24 protein-coding genes are annotated in these 15,430 nt (G+C 72.2%); 4 read left to right on the plus strand and 20 right to left on the minus strand.

Translation table 11 applies throughout. The annotated features are described in order from the left end of the window. Window positions 1-109: 109 nt before the first annotated feature. From ACQPW6_RS31290 to ACQPW6_RS31370, 17 genes are all read right to left on the minus strand, one after another. Window positions 110-667, minus strand: coding sequence for a WhiB family transcriptional regulator (locus ACQPW6_RS31290; RefSeq protein ID WP_433893064.1), 558 nt, complete (start codon window positions 665-667; stop codon window positions 110-112). Then, on the minus strand, window positions 664-1,179 hold the full coding sequence (locus tag ACQPW6_RS31295; protein WP_433893065.1) for a crossover junction endodeoxyribonuclease RuvC: 516 nt from the start codon (window positions 1,177-1,179) through the stop codon (window positions 664-666). The genes ACQPW6_RS31290 and ACQPW6_RS31295 overlap by 4 nt, the downstream gene beginning before the upstream one ends. After that, window positions 1,176-1,427, minus strand: a complete 252-nt coding sequence (locus ACQPW6_RS31300; protein ID WP_433893066.1) for a hypothetical protein — start codon at window positions 1,425-1,427, stop codon at window positions 1,176-1,178. The genes ACQPW6_RS31295 and ACQPW6_RS31300 overlap by 4 nt, the downstream gene beginning before the upstream one ends. Continuing rightward, window positions 1,424-1,795, minus strand: coding sequence for a hypothetical protein (locus tag ACQPW6_RS31305; protein ID WP_433893067.1), 372 nt, complete (start codon window positions 1,793-1,795; stop codon window positions 1,424-1,426). Before ACQPW6_RS31305 ends, ACQPW6_RS31300 begins: the two co-directional genes overlap by 4 nt. Then, the gene (locus tag ACQPW6_RS31310) at window positions 1,795-2,643 is read right to left on the minus strand and encodes an exonuclease domain-containing protein (protein WP_433893068.1); all 849 of its coding nucleotides are present in this window, start codon (window positions 2,641-2,643) and stop codon (window positions 1,795-1,797) included. The genes ACQPW6_RS31305 and ACQPW6_RS31310 overlap by 1 nt, the downstream gene beginning before the upstream one ends. After that, window positions 2,640-3,458 carry an ERF family protein gene (locus ACQPW6_RS31315; protein WP_433893069.1) on the minus strand — a complete coding sequence of 273 codons (819 nt, stop codon included), beginning with the start codon at window positions 3,456-3,458 and terminating at the stop codon, window positions 2,640-2,642. The genes ACQPW6_RS31310 and ACQPW6_RS31315 overlap by 4 nt, the downstream gene beginning before the upstream one ends. Then, the gene (locus ACQPW6_RS31320; protein WP_433893070.1) at window positions 3,455-4,507 is read right to left on the minus strand and encodes a YqaJ viral recombinase family protein; all 1,053 of its coding nucleotides are present in this window, start codon (window positions 4,505-4,507) and stop codon (window positions 3,455-3,457) included. Before ACQPW6_RS31320 ends, ACQPW6_RS31315 begins: the two co-directional genes overlap by 4 nt. After that, on the minus strand, window positions 4,504-4,740 hold the full coding sequence (locus ACQPW6_RS31325; RefSeq protein WP_433893071.1) for a hypothetical protein: 237 nt from the start codon (window positions 4,738-4,740) through the stop codon (window positions 4,504-4,506). The genes ACQPW6_RS31320 and ACQPW6_RS31325 overlap by 4 nt, the downstream gene beginning before the upstream one ends. Then, window positions 4,733-5,278, minus strand: a complete 546-nt coding sequence (locus ACQPW6_RS31330) for a hypothetical protein (RefSeq protein WP_433893072.1) — start codon at window positions 5,276-5,278, stop codon at window positions 4,733-4,735. The genes ACQPW6_RS31325 and ACQPW6_RS31330 overlap by 8 nt, the downstream gene beginning before the upstream one ends. Continuing rightward, complete coding sequence (locus tag ACQPW6_RS31335; protein WP_433893073.1) at window positions 5,275-5,634, minus strand: hypothetical protein; 360 nt, start codon at window positions 5,632-5,634, stop codon at window positions 5,275-5,277. The genes ACQPW6_RS31330 and ACQPW6_RS31335 overlap by 4 nt, the downstream gene beginning before the upstream one ends. Further along, complete coding sequence (locus tag ACQPW6_RS31340; RefSeq protein WP_433893074.1) at window positions 5,631-6,086, minus strand: hypothetical protein; 456 nt, start codon at window positions 6,084-6,086, stop codon at window positions 5,631-5,633. The genes ACQPW6_RS31335 and ACQPW6_RS31340 overlap by 4 nt, the downstream gene beginning before the upstream one ends. After that, window positions 6,083-6,253 (minus strand): hypothetical protein, encoded by a 171-nt coding sequence (locus tag ACQPW6_RS31345; protein ID WP_433893075.1) that lies wholly within the window; start codon window positions 6,251-6,253, stop codon window positions 6,083-6,085. The genes ACQPW6_RS31340 and ACQPW6_RS31345 overlap by 4 nt, the downstream gene beginning before the upstream one ends. Next, window positions 6,253-6,513 (minus strand): hypothetical protein, encoded by a 261-nt coding sequence (locus tag ACQPW6_RS31350; protein ID WP_433893076.1) that lies wholly within the window; start codon window positions 6,511-6,513, stop codon window positions 6,253-6,255. Before ACQPW6_RS31350 ends, ACQPW6_RS31345 begins: the two co-directional genes overlap by 1 nt. 72 nt (window positions 6,514-6,585) lie before the next feature. Continuing rightward, on the minus strand, window positions 6,586-7,392 hold the full coding sequence (locus tag ACQPW6_RS31355; protein ID WP_433893077.1) for a hypothetical protein: 807 nt from the start codon (window positions 7,390-7,392) through the stop codon (window positions 6,586-6,588). Continuing rightward, window positions 7,389-7,778: a hypothetical protein gene (locus tag ACQPW6_RS31360; RefSeq protein WP_433893078.1), complete on the minus strand. Its 390-nt coding sequence runs from the start codon at window positions 7,776-7,778 to the stop codon at window positions 7,389-7,391. The genes ACQPW6_RS31355 and ACQPW6_RS31360 overlap by 4 nt, the downstream gene beginning before the upstream one ends. A 101-nt stretch (window positions 7,779-7,879) precedes the next feature. After that, window positions 7,880-8,056: a hypothetical protein gene (locus ACQPW6_RS31365; RefSeq protein WP_433893079.1), complete on the minus strand. Its 177-nt coding sequence runs from the start codon at window positions 8,054-8,056 to the stop codon at window positions 7,880-7,882. Continuing rightward, window positions 8,056-8,328 carry a helix-turn-helix domain-containing protein gene (locus ACQPW6_RS31370; RefSeq protein ID WP_433893080.1) on the minus strand — a complete coding sequence of 91 codons (273 nt, stop codon included), beginning with the start codon at window positions 8,326-8,328 and terminating at the stop codon, window positions 8,056-8,058. The genes ACQPW6_RS31365 and ACQPW6_RS31370 overlap by 1 nt, the downstream gene beginning before the upstream one ends. Window positions 8,329-8,465: 137 nt before the next feature. On the opposite strand from ACQPW6_RS31370, the gene ACQPW6_RS31375 reads away from it, so the two are divergent. Beyond that, entirely contained in the window at window positions 8,466-8,852 is a 387-nt protein-coding gene (locus ACQPW6_RS31375; protein WP_433893081.1) for a helix-turn-helix domain-containing protein, read from the plus strand. 54 nt (window positions 8,853-8,906) lie between these two features. Here ACQPW6_RS31375 and ACQPW6_RS31380 read toward each other — a convergent pair whose 3' ends face one another. Next, complete coding sequence (locus ACQPW6_RS31380) at window positions 8,907-9,077, minus strand: hypothetical protein (protein ID WP_433893082.1); 171 nt, start codon at window positions 9,075-9,077, stop codon at window positions 8,907-8,909. A 30-nt stretch (window positions 9,078-9,107) separates the two neighbouring features. Between ACQPW6_RS31380 and ACQPW6_RS31385 the strand changes: the two genes are divergently transcribed. The 3 genes from ACQPW6_RS31385 (at window position 9,108) to ACQPW6_RS31395 (ending at window position 12,787) form a co-directional block, all read left to right on the plus strand. Beyond that, window positions 9,108-10,496 carry an NAD(P)/FAD-dependent oxidoreductase gene (locus ACQPW6_RS31385; protein WP_433893083.1) on the plus strand — a complete coding sequence of 463 codons (1,389 nt, stop codon included), beginning with the start codon at window positions 9,108-9,110 and terminating at the stop codon, window positions 10,494-10,496. A gap of 215 nt (window positions 10,497-10,711) precedes the next feature. Continuing rightward, the gene (locus tag ACQPW6_RS31390; RefSeq protein ID WP_433893084.1) at window positions 10,712-11,164 is read left to right on the plus strand and encodes a hypothetical protein; all 453 of its coding nucleotides are present in this window, start codon (window positions 10,712-10,714) and stop codon (window positions 11,162-11,164) included. A 75-nt stretch (window positions 11,165-11,239) separates the two neighbouring features. Next, window positions 11,240-12,787: a CoA-acylating methylmalonate-semialdehyde dehydrogenase gene (locus ACQPW6_RS31395; RefSeq protein ID WP_433893085.1), complete on the plus strand. Its 1,548-nt coding sequence runs from the start codon at window positions 11,240-11,242 to the stop codon at window positions 12,785-12,787. Here ACQPW6_RS31395 and ACQPW6_RS31400 read toward each other — a convergent pair. Beyond that, the gene (locus ACQPW6_RS31400; protein ID WP_433893086.1) at window positions 12,746-13,450 is read right to left on the minus strand and encodes a phosphatase PAP2 family protein; all 705 of its coding nucleotides are present in this window, start codon (window positions 13,448-13,450) and stop codon (window positions 12,746-12,748) included. The genes ACQPW6_RS31395 and ACQPW6_RS31400 overlap by 42 nt on opposite strands. A 373-nt stretch (window positions 13,451-13,823) precedes the next feature. Continuing rightward, window positions 13,824-15,155, minus strand: coding sequence for a 4-aminobutyrate--2-oxoglutarate transaminase (gabT, locus tag ACQPW6_RS31405; RefSeq protein WP_433893087.1), 1,332 nt, complete (start codon window positions 15,153-15,155; stop codon window positions 13,824-13,826). Window positions 15,156-15,430 lie beyond the last annotated feature (275 nt).

Consider the following 15,430-nt stretch of genomic DNA (forward strand, 5'->3'; position numbering starts at 1 on the left):
CACCACCTGCACGCGGCCGGGCCATCCCAGTTCCAGTGCGAGGACGCCGCCCAGTCCAGGAGCTGCCCCGGCCGGAACACCGGCGGCGCCGTCCGCTTCTTGCGGGGCGTCACGCCGCACCCCGCAGCGCGGCCAGCAGATCAGCACGGTGCCGGCCCTGGATCTCTTCCACCCGGGAAGGAACCGGACCCTGCCGCGGGGCCCGGGCACGGGCCAGCGCAGCCCGCTGCGACGGACTCAACCCACCCCACACACCGGCCCGCCCATGCCGCCCAGCGGTGCCCTCGCGGGCCATGGCGTCGTCCAGACACGCCGACCGGACAGGGCAGCCAGCACAGACCGCGCGCGCCCGGCCGGTGGAGTACAGGGGCTGCTCCTCGGGCTCGTCCGAGGGGAAGAAGAACGCGGCGCCCACCTCACGGCACGCTGCGTTCTCCCGCCACCGGGCCTGCTCCTGGAGGGGCTGCGAGGGCAGCGATACGGGTTGTGCCCGCCACCGGTTGATGGTGCGGGTGGTGATGCCGAGGAGTCCGGCGATGTCCTTGGCGCCGCGGCCGGACCGGGTGAGGAGGTGGACGGCGTACCGCTGTTCGGGCCGGTTGAGGGTGGGGAAGGGCGGTCGGCCGGTGATGGCCCGCTCGACGGCGATCAGGTCGATATCGATCACGTCGTCACCGCCGCGGGCCACTTGGCCTTGGCCAGCCGGTCGCGCTGCGCCTGCGGCAGTACGATCTCCGGCACACCGAGCCAGTCCAGGCCGGCATGCCGCAGCCACCAGGCGTCGCACTGGTTGTCGTCGCCGAACTCCCGGCCGGCCCGCTTGTACGCGGCCATCGCCATGCCGGTCTTGTCGCCGTTGCCCTTGCCCGTCGCGAACGCCTTCAGCGTGGCCGGGGGGATGAGGGCGTACGGCACGCCTTCCTCCAGGAGCACGACCCGCACGCAGCCGTGGACCATGCCGGTGATCCCGGCGGACATGGCGTGGGTGGGCAGGTCTTCGACGACGGCGAGGTCGGGGTGCTCGGCGCGGATGATGGTGCGGATGGTGTCGGCGATCTGCCTCAGGCGCCGGTCGCCGTGCGCCGTGCGGGTCTTGATGGTCTCGGTGTCGCCGCCGGTGTAGGCGATGCCGGTGGCGGTCAGGGACAGGTCGAGGCCGATCGCGGTGGGCGTGCTCATGCGTGGTCCGTTCGGATGGCGCCGCACTCGCGGCAGATCGCGGTGCCCGGCTGGTCGGCGTTGGGCAGGTGGCGGGTCGTCATGTGGCCGCACGCCAGCCCGTGGCACGGCAGGCGCAGGTACGGGTCCGGCACCAGCACGGGTCCGGCCGGGCGGTCGGCGCCGCGCGGGCGGTGCCGGCGGATACCGACGACGAGCAGCGCGAGCGCGACGGTCACAAACCCGTACGCGATGAGGTCGGTGATCACCGGGCCACCCCCCGCGGTGCGAGGTTCCCGGCGCGGTCCACGGCCTCACGGGAGAGGTCGTCGTTGCAGCGGCGCAGCTCCTCGATCTGATCGACCAGCGCGCGCCGCGCCCGGTTGACGAGCAGCAGCTCGCGGCGCGTCGTCTGAGGTTCGACAGCCGGGCCCGCCGGGGCCGGGGCCGGTTCGGTCGCCTCCTTGCGGAGCGCATCGATCTCGTCGCGGGCGTCGCTGATCTGCCGCGACAGGCGCCGGGTATTGAACCGCTCGCCGTCCGCGTCCTTGAGCGCGACATCGCGGGCCTCGTAGGCGGCATCGCGCTGGCGGCGGGCGTCGGCCAGCTGGCGGGTGAGGGTGCGTTTGGTGGGCATCACGCACCAGCCCCCTCAGCGGCCGGCACGTCCTCGGCCTGCTCAAGCGGCCACTGCGTGCTCACGCCGTCCGCCTGGGCGTGCTCGCCGCGCGCCCGCAGGTAGACCTGGTACGACTCGCCCTGCTCGCGAGCCCACACCACCTGCCGCCGGTGCAGTTCCTCCACGTCGGTCACGGCGAGGTCGTCGAACCGTTCGTACGGGCCCCTGCGGTTCCGCAGCGACTGCACCCATGCCGGGCGGTCGGCGCGCGGTGTGAACGCGATGGCGCCCATCCGGTACGCCGCCCGGGCCGACATCAGCGCGTCGTACTCCGCGCCGTGCGCCTGGTCCTCATCCCAACCGAGGCCGTACGCCTCGGCGGTGGTCCGCATCTGGTACGCGCCCTGCGTCTCCGACACCCGCTTGCGGTACGGGGCGGCGTGCTTGTCGAGCACCATCGTGTCGATGACCCGTGTCAGCGGCTGCCGCACGATCCCTTCGAGGGTGTCGCCCAGGTGGCGGGCGCACTCCGCGTTGAGGAGGTTGAGGTCGTAGCCGCCGAGGTTGTGGCCGACGAGCGGCACCCCGGCGGTAACGACCTCCATCAGGGCCTGGGCGATCTCCCCGACACCCTGCTCGGCCGGGATGCCGTGCTCGGCGGCGTACTCGTCGGTGATGCCGTGCACGCTGATGGCCTCGGCCTCCATCGGGATGCCCGGGGACAGCAGCCAGGTCCGGGTGGACGGGGCCTGGCCGCCGCCGACGAGGATCAGCGCGCAGGTGACGATGCGGGCGGTCTGGGGGTGCTTGTCGCTGCTCTCGAAGTCGAGGCCGGCCATGCGCTGGAGGAACCACGGGGCGCTCACTCCGCACCACCGCCCGAAGCCGCCTTGCGCTCGTTGAAGTGCCGCATCCCGAGCGAGTCGAGACTCTCCTCGTCGCCGCTCTCGTTCTGCACCAGCACGTGCAGCATCTGTGCAGAACGCAGCTCGTAGCCGATCTGCTCCAGTCGGCCAGCTGACGTCTTCGGGTTGATGATCTCGTCGCGGTAGTCGTTGGCCGTGCGAGTCGGGGCGTCGCCGCGCTCGACGGGCACCGCCTCCGGCTCCGGCTCGCCGGTGGGGATCAGCCCGGTGTTGAACAGCAGGGCCCGCAGCGCGAGGGACTGCGCCTTCGCGGTGCCCTTGTCGCCTGAGTCCAACGACTCGCCCGCGGACTTGCCCAGCGGCAGGCTGTCGCCCATTGGGCCGATGACCTGCCAGGTCACCAGGACCGTGCACTCCCGCATGGGGTTGCCCCGCGAGGACTTGGTGTCCCGGTAGGTGGCGACCATGTCAGTGGCCACGACGTTGACGCCGTGCCGGAGCGTCGCCGGACCGAACGCGTTGAGGGCGGACTCGACGCCGCGGAACCGGTACTTCTCCTTCGACTTTCCGGACCGCTGGTCGAACTCGATGTGCCGGTCGTTCTTCCCGACGAACCGCACGTCGTGGCGCACGCGCAGCCACGCGAGGTGGACCGGGATCATCTCCGGCACCGGATAGTCGCCGGCCACGAACTCGGTGTCGGTGATGTCGAGGCCGGCGCCGGACTCCGGGGCGGGGTACATCTCGGAGGCGGGAGCCGGGGGCGTGTAGTCGTCGGCGGTGGCGCGCTCCGCGCGCTCGGTCAGGGACGTCACGGGGTGAACTCCTTGCGCACGAAAGCGGGGATGGCGATGCGGTCGTGCGGCACGTCGGCCACGCACGTCCGGTACGCCTCGGGGAACTCCTCGGCCAGCCGGGCCAGATCGGGCGTCCGCTTGTGGGACTGCTCGATGGAGAAGAACGGCTTGTCGCCGACCAGCGCGGCCTGCGCGTTGCCGAGCGCGGCCACCAGCCGGGCCTGCGCCGCCTTGCGGCGCTTCTCCGCCGCGGCCTTGTCCGCGACGGCGACCAGGTAGTCGGTCATCGCGTCCTGCGTGTCCAGGTCCCGGTCCAGGACGACGTCACCGGACCGGTCGGGGTGCAGGCGCCCGTAGAGCTCGATCAGGGCGTCCGGCGGTTCCTCGCCGGTCGACGCCGGGGGCCGGCCGACGGTGATGTGCTCCCACCACAGGCGGTTGGCCTCGGCGTTGAGGTACGCGACGAGCTTGAGGTGCTCGTCGCGGCGGACGGTGTACTGCCGGTAGTCCTGGCCGCCGATCAGGCACACGACGTGGATGTGGTCCAGGCCGGTGACGAGGATCTGCCAGAGGACCTGGGCGAGGACGTCGTCCGGGGGGCCCTCGCGCCAGAGCTGGGCGACGAACGCGTTGCGGGTCTTGACCTCCAGCGCGCACAGCGACCGCTGGGACCTGTTCAGGGGGCATTCGGTGCAGAGCCTGTCGAGGGTGCACATCTGCCAGGTGTCGTCCTGGTTGGCGATGATCCCGACGGGTTCGACGACGGTGCGGTTGCGGCGTGCCCAGTCCCGGGCGAGCGGCTCTTCGAGGACGGTGCCGAAGTGGGCGGCCTCGGACCACGAGTCGTCGTGGGGGAGCTGGCCGCGCTTGTCGTAGTAGACGTGCAGGGGGGTCTTGAACCCGGACAAGCCGAGAACGCCCGGCAGGTCGCTGCTGCCGATGCCGGCGCGGCGGGCGTCGAGCCACTGCTCGCGGGGGGTGTCGTGGTGGAGGATCAGGCGGCCGGTGGGTGTGACGCGGCGGCCGGGGGCCGGGGTGGTGGCCCCGGCCTCGGTCATAGTCGTCATCGGGCCTCCGCCCGTCGGGCGCGCCAGCCGCGCAGGTACGTGCGCATGTACGTGTTGTAGGCGTCACGCGAGGACTGGCAGGCGGGGACCTTGTGGCACTGGTGCCACTGCCAGCCGGCGTGGTCGCCGGTGCAGCAGCCCTCGGGTGACCAGCGCAGTGCGGGGTGGATCTGGGGCTCGGTGGGGATGGTGCGGATGTCGGCGAGGGCCTGCTCGAACACGGCGTCAGCCACGGCGCACCTCGCCCTCAGCGAGGCGGCGGGCGAGCGGCACGGCCACGGCGAGCGCGAACCGCCCGTCGTCGCACAGCCGGTCGTCGTCGGGCTCGTACATCCAGCCCTCGGGGTACCAGCGGCGGCCGGTGCGGTCGCAGATCGCCCACCGGTCGGCGTGCCCGTACGAGAGCCGTAGCTGGAGCGGCGTCCAGGGCGACACGGGCCGGGGGATCTCCAGGACGGTGGCGAGCGCCAGGAGTGCGGCCGGGTCGTCCCCTGCGGCCGTGGTGGACTCGCCCTCGCGGGTGTCCTTCCCGGCCATGTCCCGCACGGTGCGTGCGGCCTCGCGAACCATGTCGGCCGACCCCGGGCCGATCCCGGATGCGGCTCCGTAGTGCTCGGCGACTCGCGCTTCGGCCTCGTCCGCGATGGCCGTGAGTCGGTCGGCAGCCTCCGCCAGCACCTCGGCGCGATAGGCATCGAGCGCGCGCTCGCGCTTGGTGGGTTTGGTCGCCATCAGGGCGAAGAGCCGGTCACGTGCCGGGCGGGCGCTCACGATGCCCTCCGGTCCTGCTGCTGTGGCAGGGCGACGACCGACCCGGCGCCGATGGCGTGGGCGTGCATCGCCTCGTCCGCCAACTGCGAGACGTCGGAGGCCGTCAGGTCCATCGCGGCCCGGCCCATGTCCGCGACGTCCTCGATGTCGCCGACGAGCGCGTTGATCTGAACGTCCGGCGCGTTGTGTGCCACGGCGTCGATCAGTTCGTCGAGGGCGTTGAGGACGTCGTTCTCGTGGTCGTCGGCGAGTGCGGCGGCGAGCATGGTGAGGGTGTCGCGGCGGATCCGGTCGGCGCGCAGCCGGGCCGGGGACGCGGCGGTACGGGGGGTGACCCCGATGTTCTTGTTGATCACCGGGACTCACCCGCCTCGGCGTCAGCGGCGGCGTCGAGCGCGTGCTCGTCGGCCTGGTCCAGGTCGTACATCTCGGTGGCGGACATCACGTCCGCGTCGGTCATCTCGTCTTCGGGCTCGGCCGCGTTGGCCGCAGCCTGTGCGTGCACCGCGTCTGCGTTGAGGAGAGCCACCAAATACGCGGAGATCTCGCCGTGCCCGGCCTCGATCCACGGCGTCGGGCAGCAGTCGTACACGCCTGTGTCGTCCTGGACCGAGCCGTCCGAGCGATCGATCACGTGCAGTCCAGTGGTGTCCGCGACGGACGGGCAGACCGGCGCGAGGCCGTCCATCGACTCGCTGTCGCCAATGATTACGCGCCAGTAGAGCGGCAGGGCCGGGGTGTTCTCGGGGACGTTGAACCGGCGGATCGCGTACAGTGCGGCGGCCCTGAGTTCATTGAGATCGGTCATGAGTGGTTGCCCTCCTCGGGCACGGCGGGAACGAGCTCGGTGGGGGCAGGCACGACGGGCACAGGCGGCGTGGGGGCGGGGCGGCTGCGCATCGCGCTGCCGAAGAGGAGCGCGAGCGGGACCTGCAACGCGAGCCAGATCAGCAGCCCGATCGCGACGGCGGACATCACGCGCCCACCCCCGCCCGGTGCCGGCCGTGCGACCGGAGCGCCGCCACGAGGACCAGCACGGCGACCGCGCGGGGCAGACCGGCCAGCAGGGCCCGGGCCCGGGCGGCCTGCGCGCGGCGGGCACGCGCCCACGCACGGCCCTCCCGCCAGTTCGCGGCGACCTCCGCAGGGCGGCCAGCCAGGTAGCAGACCGTCACCCACGCGGCGATGGCGGCCAGGGAGCGGACCAGGATCACGGCCAAGGTCACGTCAGCCACGGCGACCACCGCCACCCGGCTTCTTCGGGTTCGGGGTCGGCTGCCCGGGGAACCACGAACGGTCGGCGGCCATCACGCGCCACCGCCAGCCAGCTGACGGGCACGGTGGACGACCTCGCACCACTCGTCGTGCTGCCCGCAACCCAGGGCCTGCATGAGCTCGCCCTGCTCGGTTTGCAACCGGCCGATCTCATTCCGCTGCGAGTCCCGCACCTCGGTCAGGAGCGCCGCCTGCCTGGCCCCCTTCAGGAACTGCTGCCGGATCCGCGCGGCCTCGGCCAGGATGCCGTCACCCTGGACCGTCAGCGGCGTGACGCTGCCCGCCCCACGACTCACGGGCCGGTCCGTGTCCGGGTCGGTGGACCACTGCTGCCAGACGCCGTCCTGCTCGTACCAGTCCCAGGCAGGGTCGGCGAAGTCCGCACACGCCTGCGCGACCCACGCCTTCGCGGCATCGACAGTGGTGTGCAGGCTCGGCCCGTCGCTGATGCCCTCGTAGTCGGCGAGGTAGAAGGTCCGCACGGCGAGCTGCTGCTCCAGCAGCGTGGCGCGGGACCTCGATACGGCTGCGGCGGCCACCTTCTTGAGGGCGTCGTGCACCGCCCGCGCCTGCGCGGTGATCCGCGTGTCCTTCGCCCGGATCTCCGCGACTGCGGTGTCCAGCGCCTCGTTCGTCGAGTGCCGCTCCGCCCGCAGTCGCACCAGCTCGGCCGCGACCTCCGGCGTCATCAGCAGACCGGTGTCGTCCAACCGGGCCGCCATCGCCGTGTACAGGTCGCCCGGCCGGGCGTTGTACCCGTTCCAGTTCTGCGCCACAGCCGCGAGGACACCGACCACCGACTGCTGCTGCTCGGCCGGCGCCGGCACCTGGCCGCTCACGCCGACACCTCGGCGGACCACGCCTGCGGCAGACCCGACGGCACCTCGTCCGACGCCAGACCGGCGGCCTCCGGCAGCACCGACGCCACCTCGACCGAGACCGGCACCGTGAACGTGTTCACCTGGAACGGCACGCCCATGAACTCGGCGTCCATCGCCAGCCACACCGTGTCCTTGTGCGTCTTCAACTCGACGATCTCCGGCAGCCATCCGAGCGCCACCCGCCACGCCTCCAGCGCGGCCGGTCCGTCGAGGCCCACGTACACGAAGCCGTCGATGCTGCCGCCGGAGTACAGGTTGATCGAAGGGCCGGGCAGGTCGGGGTTGTTCCGGGCCAGGGTCGCCAGCGCGGTGAGCGCGGCGAGCTGGATACGATTCGTCTTCAAGGCGAGTGCCTCACTTCTTGATTGGTTGGTGGTGGGGTGCGGCGCCGAGTGGGGCTGCTGGCCGGACAGGGCCGGTAGCCCCGCGCCACTGGGGGGACAGGTCAGGCGGACTTCGCGGCCGGGGACGCCGGCCGCAGGTACGAGCGGTGGATGACCACCAGGGCCCCGATCTCCTCCGGCGTGAGCCGGCAGCCGGGGCAGTCGACCGGGTTCGGGATTCCGTGCTCGCACGGCGCGTCCCATCCGGCCTGGAACGCCTCCTCCGGCGTCCGGCACATCACGCGACGGCCTTGGACGGCCCGGCGGTGTTCTTCGGCTGGGGGGAACGGCTGTTCTTGCGCGGGATCACGCCGTTGGTGATGTCGCCGAGCGAGCAGTTGAGGATGTCGGCGGCCGCGCGGAGGAACTGCGGGCCGGCGTTGAGGCGGCCGAGCTCGACTTGGCTGACGTGGTTCTGGCTGTAGCTGATGAGCTGGGCGAACTCGACGATGGTGAGCCCCTTGAGGGTTCGCCGTTCGCGGAGTGCCGCCCCGTCGGTTCTGAGTGGCATGGAAGAAGTGAACCAGAATCCCTAGGGATTCACAAGGGTTCACACATGGGAAAGCCTAGGGATCACCGTGCAGGTCACGGCTGATTCCCCACTGGTCCCATAGACTTTTCCTAGGATCTCTGTCACCATCCTGTGACATGAGCCAGACCCCCGAGCGCCCCCACTCGGTCGGACAGCAGATCAGGTCACGCCGCATAGCGCTGGACCTGACGCAGCCCGCGTTGGCCCAACGCGTCGGCATCGACCCCTCCACCGTCAGCGCCACCGAACGCGGCCTCACTGAGATCCAGCGCGGCAAACGCGCAGCCTGGGAGAGAGCCCTCGAACTCAGACCCGGAACCATCACCCGGGCCTACACCGACGACACCCTCATCGAACCCGCCCCCGCCGACCAGACCCCCTACGCAGACCTCACCGACCCCCACGAGCGAGACATCTGGGAGATGCGAATCTCCGAGGAGGACCGACGCGCCATCATCGACATCCTTCGGGCAGACAGACAGGGACACCGCCGCCCCGCCTGACACCCACCCTCCAGCACCCGCCCCGGCCGCCGCCCCCACGGCAACCGGGGCGGCCTACGTTCCCCCCGGCCCCTCCGGATCCCGCGGATACGCAGCCATCCACGCCAGATACCGCGCCGCCGGCCGCCCCTGGTAGTTCCACACCGGATCCTCCTCGGCGATCGCCCGCCGCTCGGCCTCCTCGGCATCCGCCCGCCGCACGAACCGCGTCAGCGTGACCTTCACCGCGTACACCGTCCACGGCGCCGACGCGGCATGCTGCGCCAGCCGAATGAACTCGCCATCGCTGACGCCGACGTAGAGCAGTCGGTCGCGGTCGTCGTATGCGCGGTACAGCGTGCAGGTCACAGCACCTCCAGTTGCTGGTTTTTATACATCGTCAGCGGGCTGTGGACGGCGCTGCTCGCCAAGGAGCGCGACCCCGGCCGCGACGTGGTGCTGGTCGAGGGGGACAGGGTCGGCTGGGCCGCCTCCGGGCGCAACGGCGGCTTCTGCGCCGCCAGCCTCACCCACGGCGCGGCCAACGGGCTGGCCCGCTGGCCGGACGAGTTCGCCGCGCTCCAGGCGCTCGGCGCCCGCAACCTGGACGCCATCGAGGCGGCGGTCGGCCGGTACGGCCTCGACTGCGAGTTCGAGCGGACCGGCGAGATCGACGTGGCCACCGCGCCGTACCAGTACGAGGAGCTGCGCGCGGCCGCCGGCACCGCGGCCGAGCACGGCATCGACATCGAACTGCTCGACCGCGACCAGATGCGGGCCGAGGTCGACTCGCCGACCTTCCACGGCGGCCTGTACGACCGGCGGGGCGTGGCCATGCTGCACCCCGCCAAGCTCGCCTGGGGCCTGGCCGCGGCCGCGCGGCGGCTCGGCGTGCGGATCTACGAGCGCACCCCGGCCACCGAGCTGGTCAGGCACCGGGCCGCGATGGCGGTCCGCACCCCGTACGGCAGAGTGCTGGCGCACCGGGTGGCGCTCGGCACCAACGTCTTCCCGTCGCTGGTCCGGCGGATCCGCCGGTACACCGTGCCGGTCTACGACTACGCGCTGACCACCGAGCCGCTGACCGACGCGCAGCTCGCCTCGGTGGGCTGGAAGGGGCGGCAGGGCCTCGGCGACAGCGGCAACCAGTTCCACTACTTCCGGCTCACCGCCGACCGGCGGATCCTGTGGGGCGGCTACGACGCGGTGTACCCGCGCGGCGGCCGCATGCGGCCGGAGTACGAGCACCGCCCGGACACCTACCTGACCCTGGCCCGGCACTTCTTCCACTGCTTCCCGCAGCTGGAGGGGCTGCGGTTCAGCCACGCCTGGGGCGGGGCCATCGACACCTGCACCCGGTTCTCGGCGTTCTTCGGCACCGCGCACGACGGGCGGGTCGGCTACGCGGCGGGCTACACCGGGCTCGGCGTGGGGGCGACCCGGTTCGGCGCCGAGGTGATGCTGGACCTGCTGGCGGGGGAGTCCACCGAGCGGACCCGGCTGGCGATGGTCCGGGACAAGCCGCTGCCGTTCCCGCCCGAGCCCTTGGCCTCGGTGGGGATCGGGCTGACGAAGTGGTCGCTCGACCGGGCGGACCGGTCGCAGGGGCGGCGCAATCTGTGGCTGCGGGCGATGGACCGGGCGGGCCTTGGCTTCGACAGCTGAGCCGCGCCGGGGGGCGGGGCGACGCGGGGTGCGGCGGGCCGGGTGCCCCGGTCTGTCCGGGGCGGCGGGCGGCCCGATGATCACCCCGGCGCACGACCGCGTGCGGATGTGACCCGCTTCACTACCGGTCAGTAGTGAAACCCGCGTAATAATCCGTGACCTGCCCGCTCTCTCTCCTGACAGCAAACTCGCGCGAAGCGAACGGAGGGACCGGCATGGGCAGCGCCGGAGCGAAAAGTGCGGTCGAATGGCTGGTGTCGGTGGCGGCCGATCCGGAGGCCTGCCGGGCGGAGTGGGAGCGCAACCCGCTCGGGGTGGCACTGCTGCCGGCCGGGCGGATCTGGGACGTCCTGATCCTGAACGGCGAGCTCGGCTACCCCACTCTCGACGTGCTCACCCGGCTGGTGGACCGCCCGGGGCCGGTGCTCGCGGACTTCGGCGACTCCCGGATGGGCTTCTTCGTCCCGCCGGGCACCGCCGCCCGCTGGCTGGCCACCGGAGTGCGCGCGGCCGGCCGCGGCACCTGGATCGTGGTGCCCTACCCGGGCCGGGCCACCGGCGGGGTGCGCTGGCTGGTGCCGCCGGACGGCACCGGCCACCTCACCGACCCGGTGCTGCTCGAACTGGCCATGCACGAGGCGGCCGCGCAGCTCGCGGGCGGCGGCTGAGCCGGCACCCGTCCGCTGTGCGCGCCCGGCCCGGTCCCATGGCCCGGTGCGCGGTGCTTGTGGCCCGGTGCCCGGATGGTGAGACTGGCGGCAGACGACGACGGAAGGGTCTGCCCCGTGACGACCACCAAGCGCATCACCCACTGGATCGCCGGCCGGCCCTGGACCGGCGGCCCCGCCGAGCGGCACGGCGACGTGTACGACCCGGCCACCGGCCAGGTCACCGCGCAGGTCGACCTCGCCCCCGCCGAGGTCGTGGACGAGGCGGTCGGCGCCGCCCTCGCGGCGTTCCAGCAGTGGCGGCACGCCTCGGTGGCCAAGCGCACCGGCGTGCTCTTCGCCTTCCGCGAGCTGCTCAACGCCCGCCGCGAGGAACTCGCCGCGATCATCGTTTCGGAGCACGGCAAGGTGCACTCCGACGCGCTCGGCGAGCTGGCCCGCGGCCTGGAAGTCGTCGAGTACGCCTGCGGGATCCCGCAGTTGGCCAAGGGCTCGTACACCGAGCAGGCGTCGACCGGCGTGGACGTCTTCTCGATCAGGCAGCCGCTGGGCCCGGTGGCGATCATCTCGCCGTTCAACTTCCCGGCCATGGTGCCGATGTGGTTCTTCCCGCTCGCCGTCGCGGCCGGCAACACCGTCGTGGTCAAGCCGTCGGAGAAGGACCCGTCCGCCGCGAACTTCCTGGCCGGGCTGTGGCGGGAGGCCGGCCTGCCCGACGGCGTCTTCAACGTCGTGCACGGCGACAAGCCCGCGGTGGACAGGCTGCTGGAGCACCCCGACATCAAGGCGGTGTCGTTCGTCGGCTCCACCCCGATCGCCCGGTACGTCTACGAGACCGGCACCCGGCACGGCAAGCGGGTCCAGGCGCTCGGCGGCGCCAAGAACCACATGCTGGTGCTGCCCGACGCCGACCTCGACCTGGCCGCCGACGCCGCGGTGAACGCCGGCTACGGCGCCGCGGGGGAGCGCTGCATGGCGGTGTCGGTGCTGGTGGCCGTCGAGCCGGTGGCGGACGCGCTGGTGGAGCGGATCAGGGAGCGGATCGGCACCCTGACCGTCGGCCCCGGCCGCGCGCCCGGCTCCGCGATGGGCCCGCTGGTCACCGGCGGGCACCGGGACAAGGTCACCTCCTACCTGGACACCGGGGTCGCCGAGGGCGCCGAACTGGCCGTGGACGGCCGCAAGCACCCGATCGAGGGAGAGCCGGGCGGCTTCTGGCTCGGCCCGACGCTCTTCGACCGGGTCAGGCCCGGCATGTCGGTCTACGACGAGGAGATCTTCGGCCCGGTGCTCTCGGTGGTCAGGGTCGGCTCGTACGACGAGGGCCTGGCGCTGATCAACGCCAACCCGTACGGCAACGGCACCGCGCTGTTCACCAACGACGGCGGCGCGGCCCGGCGCTTCCAGAACGAGGTGGAGGTCGGCATGGTCGGCATCAACGTGCCGATCCCGGTGCCGGTCGCCTACTACTCCTTCGGCGGCTGGAAGTCCTCGCTGTTCGGCGACGCGCACGCCTACGGCGAGGACGGGGTCCGGTTCTTCACCCGCGGCAAGGCCGTCACGCAGCGCTGGCTCGAACCGTCACACGGGGGGCTCAACCTCGGATTCCCCACCAACAGCTGACGGAGGGGCGGCGGGTGGCCCGTCGATCGGCGCCGGCGGGCGGGCCGGCCGCGCGCAGGCGTTCGCGGCGGCCACCACGGCCAGCAGCGCCACCGCCAGGCACCAGCTGGCCAGCACGTCCAGCGGCCAGTGGTAGCCGTGCCAGACCAGGCCCGCGCCGACCGCCAGGAGCAGCAGCACCGTGACCGCCGCCAGCAGCCACCGTACGACCGGGCGCCGTACCCACGGCAGCACCAGCAGCACGGCCGTGCCCACCGCCACCGACGAGGTGGCGGTGTGGCCGGACGGGAAGAAGCCCGCGTAGGTGTGCGGGCCCAGGTGGATCTTGCCCGGCGCGGGCCTGGCCACCGCGGACTTCACCTTGCTCACCACGACCGGCACCACCGCGATCACCAGCACCCCGGCCAGCGGCGGCAGCCACCAGCGCGGGCGCCCGTCCCGCCGGCCGCGCCACACCGCGAAGACCAGCCCGGCCAGCAGCACGGGCCCGGAGACCTGGACGTTGCCGACGTCGGAGAGCGCCTGCGCGATCCCGTCGAATCCCGGGTGCGCGGCGGCGGTCCGCTGGAACCAGCCGAGCACCGACCAGTCACGGCCGACCAGCCGGCCGTCCCGCGACACCTGGCGGGTCAGAACCACGAAGCCGGTGACACCGAGCGCCACCAGCGCGGCACACCACCCCAGGACGACAGCAGGCAGCCCCGGAACAGGGGGGAGAGTTCCGGGGCCGCCGTGGCGATCACCGTGCCGAGCGTCCCGGGGGGTGTGGGACGAACGGACTGCTGACCGGCCGTTGTTGCCGGATCCACCATCGGATCCGGCGGTTTCGTGCGCGAGGGCACTGCTGTGCCGGTGTTGGGGATACACCGGCGTGGTGTCGCCCGTGCCTTGCTCCGAAGGAGCCCGCCACGAGCGGGTTGTTCTGGGAAGACCGTACGTCATGCCCGAGGCCCCCAGCGGCCCGATCACCCCTCCGCCATCAGGCCCGCACAGGTTCTTCACGACCCCCCTTTTCTCCGCGTCAGCCGCGTGTCGGTCACACCTCGGCGAACGCCGCCTCGATGATGTCGAGGCCCTCGTTGAGCAGGTCCTCCCCGATCACCAGCGGGGGAAGGAAGCGCAACACGTTGCCGTATGTACCACATGTGAGCACAACAAGGCCCGCGGCATGACATGACCGGGCAAGTTGCCCGGCAACTGCCGGGTCGGGCTCCTTGCTCCCCGGCACCACCAGCTCCACCGCGATCATCGCGCCGCGCCCCCGCACCTCGCCGATGACCGGGAACTTCTCCTGCATCGCGCGCAGCCGGGGCGTCATGATCTCGCCGATCCGCCGCGCCCTCGCGTTCAGATCCAGCTCCTTCATCGTCTCGATCGCGCCCAGCGCCGCCGCGCACGCCACCGGGTTGCCGCCGTAGGTGCCGCCGAGGCCGCCCGCGTGCGCCGCGTCCATGATCTCCGCGCGGCCGGTGACCGCGGCCAGCGGCAGGCCGCCCGCGATGCCCTTGGCCGTGGTGATCAGGTCGGGCACGATCCCCTCGTCCTCGCAGGCGAACCACTGGCCGGTACGGCAGAAGCCGGTCTGGATCTCGTCCGCCACGAAGACGATCCCGTTGTCCTTGGCGAACTGCGCGATCCGCGGCAGGAAGCCCTTGGCGGGCTCGATGAAGCCGCCCTCGCCGGAGATCGGCTCGATCACGATCGCCGCCACGTGCTCGGCGCCGATCTGCTTGGTGATCTGGTCGATCGCCTGCGCCGCCGCCTCCTCCGCCGCGTGCTCCGGGCCGGTCAGCCAGCGGTAGCCGTACGCCAGCGGCACCCGGTACACCTCGGGCGCGAACGGGCCGAAGCCCTCCTTGTACGGCATGTTCTTCGAGGTCAGCGCCATCGTGAGGTTGGTGCGGCCGTGGTAGCCGTGGTCGAAGACCACCACGGCGCTGCGCTTGGTGTACGAGCGGGCGATCTTCACCGCGTTCTCCACCGCCTCGGCGCCGGAGTTGAACAGCGCCGACTTCTTGGCGTGGTCGCCCGGCGTCAGCTCCGCCAGCCGCTCGGCGACCTCCACGTACTCCTCGTACGGGGTGATCATGAAGCAGGTGTGCGTGAAGTCCGCGAGCTGCGCCGACGCCCGGCGCACCACGGCCTCCGCGCTGTTGCCGACCGACACCACCGCGATGCCGGAGCCGAAGTCGATCAGGCTGTTGCCGTCCACGTCCTCGATCACCCCGCCGCCGGCCCGGCTGACGAAGACCGGCAGTGTGACCCCGATGCCGTCGGCGACCGCCGCGGACTTGCGGGCCAGCAGCTCCCGGGACTTCGGGCCGGGGATGTCGGTGACGAGCCTGCGCTCCTGCGGAAGTGCGGTCATGGCGGGCATCTCCTCTTGTCTTGCGTCTCGTGCGGCACGGGCATCCTGCTGGCAGGCTAGGCCGGGGCCCGGCGGCCCCGCATACGCCGATAGGTAGCACTGACCGGGGGGTCTGCGCCGGAACGGCCAGTGCGCGCGTCGCGGGCGGGACGGGGTCGGGGTCGGAGCGGGGACGGGCCGGTGTCGGGTCGCGGCCCGGTCGTACACCGGTCGCGGTTCGTTCGCGGCCCGGTTGTGGACAAGATCCTTTTGTCCGGGTAGCCGCTCGACTACAT

It is taken from the genome of Streptomyces sp. CA-111067 (assembly GCF_050956065.1).
Lineage (GTDB): Bacteria > Actinomycetota > Actinomycetes > Streptomycetales > Streptomycetaceae > Actinacidiphila.